The sequence below is a fragment of the Micrococcus sp. genome, from assembly GCF_034179925.1.
In the GTDB taxonomy this organism is placed as follows: Bacteria; Actinomycetota; Actinomycetes; order Actinomycetales; family Micrococcaceae; genus Micrococcus.
In genome coordinates, this window is record NZ_JAXFPG010000028.1 from 1 (window position 1) to 4894 (window position 4894).

Sequence of the window (4894 nt, forward strand, 5' to 3'; positions counted from 1 at the left end):
GCGGGGGGGCGGCGGGCGCGCCCGGGCGTGCGCGGGGCGCACCCCGCCGCCGGGGAGGGAGCGGGTCAGACCTCGCCGCGCACGCGCCGCTGGCGCGGGGGCAGCTCGACGACGTCGCTCATCTGCTCGAGGGTCCGGCCCTTCGTCTCGGGGACGAAGCGGAGCACGAACAGGCCGGAGAGGACCGCCATGGCCGCGTACAGGCCGTAGGCGAAGGTCAGGCCGAGGTCCGCGAGCGCGGGGAAGGTGGTGGAGATCGCGAAGTTGGCGACCCACTGCACGGCGGCGGCGACGGCGAGGGCGCCGGCACGGATCCGGTTGGGGAACATCTCACCGAGCAGCACCCAGGTGAGCGGGCCCCAGGTGGCCCCGAAGAACACGACGAACGCGTTGGCCGCCACGAGGGCGACGGTGGACCACGGGGCCGCCAGGGACACCGTGAAGGTGCCGTCCGCGGCGACGACGGGCACCGCCGTCGAGAAGGCCACGGCCATCACGGCCAGGCTGAGGGCCATGCCGGCCGAGCCGGCCAGCAGCATCGGGCGGCGACCCACCTTGTCTACGAGGGCGATGGCCACCAGGGTGACCACGATGTTGGTGACGGAGGTGATCACGGTGACGGTGAGGGCGTCGGACTCACCGAAGCCGACCGACCGCCACAGGGTGGTGGAGTAGTAGAAGATCACGTTGATGCCCACGGCCTGCTGGAAGACCGAGAGCAGGATGCCCGTCCACACGATCGGCTTGAGGCCGAACATGGTGCCCTTGAGGTCGGCGAGGCTCTCGCGGCGCTCGGACACCAGGGACTGGCGGATCTCCTCGATCATGAGGTTCACGCGGTCCACGCCGGTGAACTCGTGCAGCACGCGGGCGGCCTCGTCGTCGCGGCCGCGGGCCACCAGGAAGCGGGGAGACTCGGGCAGGCCGAACGCGAAGATGCCGTAGATCAGGGCCGGGAGGGCCTCGGCCATGAACATCCACCGCCAGGCCTCCAGGCCGAACCAGAACGGGGCGGCCGAGCCGCCGGCGAGGTTGGCGAACAGCGCATCCGAGAGCAGGGCCGCGAAGATGCCGAGCACGATGGCCAGCTGCTGCAGAGAGCCGAGTCGGCCGCGCACGTAGGCGGGGCTGACCTCCGCGATGTAGGCGGGGGCGATCACGGAGGCCGCACCCACGCCGAGGCCGCCGATCATGCGCCAGGCGATGAGGTCCACGATGCCGAAGGCCAGGCCCGAGCCGATCGCGGAGACCAGGAACAGGACGGCGGCGACCACCATCACGGGCACACGGCCGCGGCGGTTGGCCAGGGGGCCGGCGAACCAGGCGCCGAGGGCGCAGCCGATGAGTGCGGAGGACACCGCGAAGCCGGTGAGCCCCGGGCCGAGAGCGAAGCCCTCCTTGAGCGCGTCCACCGCACCGTTGATCACGGCGGTGTCGAAGCCGAACAGGAAGCCGCCGAGTGCGGCGGCGATGCTGATGCCGATGACGCGCGCGTTCAGCTGTGCGGTCGGCTCGGCGCCCCGGGTGGTCACACCCGTCCCCTCATGTTGTCCGCTCATCTGGACTGTCCCTTCTCCTTTGATGGGCCCGCGGGGCCCGGGTGCCGGGGCGCGGTGTCCAGGACAGTGTGACGCCCGGGGCGGCTGCGGTCCAAACTCGAGCGGATCATGTCACAACGGTGTCGGGAAGATGACGCCTCAGTGACGGCGCGGGGTGTCGCACACGCACCACGGAGCCGGGGCCGCCTCACGGCCCACTAGGCTTTCGCGCATGTCTCACACGCCCGCCGTCGAGCGCGCCCGCCGCCCGCGCCTCGGCCTGCTCCCCCGCATTCTCCTGGCGATCGCCCTCGGTGTCCTCGTGGGCCTGGTGGCCCCCGATGCGATGGTGCGCGTCTTCGCCACCGTCAACGCCTTGTTCAGCGGCTTCCTCGGGTTCATCGTCCCCGTGCTCATCCTCGCGCTCGTGGCCCCGGCCATCGGCGACCTCGGCCGCGGCGCCGGCAAGTGGCTCGCCCTGACCGGCGGCATCGCCTACGGCTCCACCCTGTTCGGCGGGTTCCTGGCGCTGGCGGTGGCCATGCTGGTGTTCCCGCTGATCCTCCAGCCCGGCTCGCTCGAGGCCATGTCCAACCCGGAGGACTCCCTGCTGGGCCCGTTCTTCACCGTGGAGATGCCGCCGCCCTTCGAGGTCATGACGGCGCTGCTGCTGGCCTTCGTGCTGGGCGTGGGCATGACCCTCATGCCCAAGGGCACCCTGCACACCGGTTTCGTGGAGCTGCGGACGATCATCGAGAGGGTCGTCACCACGGTGATCGTCCCGCTGCTGCCGGTGTACATCTTCGGCGTGTTCCTCGGCATGACCGCCGCCGGCGAGGTGTTCAACGTGATCGGGACCTTCCTCGGCGTGATCCTCGTCGTGTTCCTGCTGACCGTGGTGGTGCTGCTCATCCAGTTCGTGGTGGCCGGCGTCGTCGCCCGCCGCAACCCGTTCCGGGCGCTGGCGACGATGATGCCCGCCTACGCGACCGCGCTGGGCACTTCCTCCTCCGCGGCCACCATTCCGGTGACCCTGCGCCAGGCCCTGACCGTGGGCGTGCGCCGGCCGATTGCCTCCTTCGTGATCCCGCTGTGCGCCACGATCCACCTGACCGGTTCCACGGTGAAGATCGTGGCGTTCTCCGTGGCCGTGATCATCCTCTCCGGCGGCCAGGTGGACCTGGGCCTGATGATCGGCTTCATCTTCATGCTGGGCGTCACGATGGTCGCCGCCCCGGGCGTGCCCGGTGGGGCGATCGTGGCCGCCTCCGGCGTGCTGGCCTCCATGCTCGGCTTCAACGAGGCCCAGCTGGCGCTGATGGTGGCCACCTACATCGCCATCGACTCGATCGGCACCGCCACCAACGTCACCGGTGACGCCGCGATCGCGATGGTCGTGGACCGCCTGGCCGGCGACCGCCTCGACGGCCTCGACGACGGCGAGGACGCCGAGCCGACGACGACGGCCACCACCCGCTGACCGCCTGATCCCAGCGCGCGCCCGGGGCCGGCACGGAGCACCTCCCGTGCCGGCCCCGCCCCGCATCCACCCCTATGCGCATCGTCCTCGGCCCCTCCCCCACCGGCCCCACCGGCACCTGGTGGGCGCTGCCCGCGCCCGACTCGGAGGCCGGGCCTGCTCGTGATGCCGGGCCGTCCGGTGAGCCCGGTCCCGGCACTCCGCTGGCCCAGGTCCCGTACGCACAGCTGGCCGGGCTCGTCGACGCCCTGCCCGGGCGGCTGGGGCTCACCCCTGGCAGCGTCCGCTGGGTGCTGGCCTCGGCCGCTGACGAGCTCGAGGGCTGGCTGCGCGCCGGGGTCACGGTGGACCGGCTCCACGACCTCTCCCTCGCCCAGCGCCTGCTGCTCACCGCCGCCACGGCACCAGACTCCGGGGTGCGGCACACGCCGGTGGTGCCCCTGCCCGTCGTCGAGCCGGCCGTGGAGGACCCGGCCGCCCGGCGAGGCCCGGACCAGGACGCGATCTTCGACCTGCCCGACGCCGGCCCCTCCACCCCGGATGCCCTCACCCTGCTGCGGGAACTGCAGGCCCAGGACGCCGCCGTCGCCGGCTCCCGGCACCCGGCCCGGCTGCGTCTGCTGGTGGCCGCGGAGTCCCAGGGGGCGCTCGTGGCCGCCCAGATGCGCCACGCCGGCCTGCCGTGGCGGCGGGACGTGCACGAGGCTCTACTGACCGAGCGCCTGGGCCCGCGCCCGCCCGAGGGGGCCCGCCCGGCCCGGCTGCAGGAGGTGGCCGAGCAGGTGGGCCGGGACCTCGGTGCGCCCGGGCTGAACCCGGACTCGCAGAAGGACCTGCTGCGTGCGCTGCGCGGGGCCGGGGTGACGGTGGACTCCACCCGCCAGTGGGAGCTGCAGGCCTGGGCGGCACGGGGCGGGGCAGAGGCCGAGCGCCGGGCCGCGCTGATCGCCGGGGTACTCGAGTACAAGGCGCTGCAGCGGCTCTGGACGGCCAACGGCTGGCACTGGCTGGACACCTGGGTGCGGGAGGGCCGGTTCCACCCGACGTATCTGGTGGGCGGGGTGGTCACCGGGCGCTGGGCCGCCCACGGCGGCGGGGCCATGCAGGTGCCGGTGGCCGTGCGCGACGCCGTCCGGGCCGACCCCGGCGCTCTACTCACCGTGGCCGACGCCTCCCAGGTGGAGCCGCGCATCCTCGCGGCGATGGCACAGGACACTGCCCTGGCGGCCGCAGCCGCTACCGAGGACCTCTACCGCACCGTGGCGGAGCAGGGGCGTTCGGCCGGGACCGCCCTCGACGACCGTTCCCGGGCGAAAGTGGCGCTGCTGGGCGCGATGTACGGCTCCACGACCGGGGACTCGGCCGCCCTGCTGCCGCATCTACGGCGTCTCTACCCCGCCGCGCTGGGGCTGCTGGAGCGGGCGGCCGCCACCGGGGAGGCCGGCGGTCAGGTCTCCACCTGGCTGGGGCGCTGGTCCCCGCCGCCGGGGCAGGCCTGGCAGGACGCGGTGGCTGACCGTTCCACCGCGGAGGCCGAGGCCCGGGCGGGGGCGCAGCGCAGGGCGGCGGGCCGGTTCACCCGGAACTTCGTGGTGCAGGGCACGGCCGCGGAGTGGGCGCTGTGCTGGATGGGCTCGATCCGCCGGCGGCTGCGTGCGGCGGGTCTGTCCACCGTGCTCGTGTTCTTCGTGCACGACGAGGTGGTGCTGCACGGCCCGGCGGCGGAGGCCGCAGCCGTGGAGCGGATCGTGAGGGACGCGGCGGGCGAGGCCGGGCGGTTGCTGTTCGGGGACGCCCCGGTGGGGTTCCCGCTCACAGTGGCGCAGGTGGAGTCCTACGCTGAGGCGAAGTGAGCCGGCGGCGGGCCGGTGGCCCG

At 73.6% G+C, this 4894-nt stretch carries 3 protein-coding genes; 2 read left to right on the forward strand and 1 reads right to left on the reverse strand.

The window, feature by feature from the left end:
- Positions 1-65: 65 nt before the first annotated feature.
- Positions 66-1559, reverse strand: a complete 1494-nt coding sequence (locus tag SPI96_RS05085) for a sugar porter family MFS transporter (protein ID WP_321081280.1) — start codon at positions 1557-1559, stop codon at positions 66-68.
- Between the two features lie 211 nt (positions 1560-1770).
- On the opposite strand from SPI96_RS05085, the gene SPI96_RS05090 reads away from it, so the two are divergent.
- Both SPI96_RS05090 and SPI96_RS05095 read left to right on the forward strand, forming a co-directional pair.
- Positions 1771-3018, forward strand: coding sequence for a dicarboxylate/amino acid:cation symporter (locus SPI96_RS05090; RefSeq protein ID WP_321081281.1), 1248 nt, complete (start codon positions 1771-1773; stop codon positions 3016-3018).
- Positions 3019-3092: 74 nt separating this feature from the next.
- Entirely contained in the window at positions 3093-4871 is a 1779-nt protein-coding gene (locus tag SPI96_RS05095; RefSeq protein WP_321081282.1) for a bifunctional 3'-5' exonuclease/DNA polymerase, read from the forward strand.
- The last annotated feature ends 23 nt before the right edge of the window (positions 4872-4894 follow it).

Excerpts from the sequence above, each read along its gene's own strand:
- SPI96_RS05085 (WP_321081280.1), bottom strand. The coding sequence starts at position 1,559 with ATGAGCGGACAACATGAGGGGACGGGTGTGACCACCCGGGGCGCCGAG.
- SPI96_RS05090 (WP_321081281.1), top strand. The coding sequence starts at position 1,771 with ATGTCTCACACGCCCGCCGTCGAGCGCGCCCGCCGCCCGCGCCTCGGC.
- SPI96_RS05095 (WP_321081282.1), top strand. The coding sequence starts at position 3,093 with ATGCGCATCGTCCTCGGCCCCTCCCCCACCGGCCCCACCGGCACCTGG.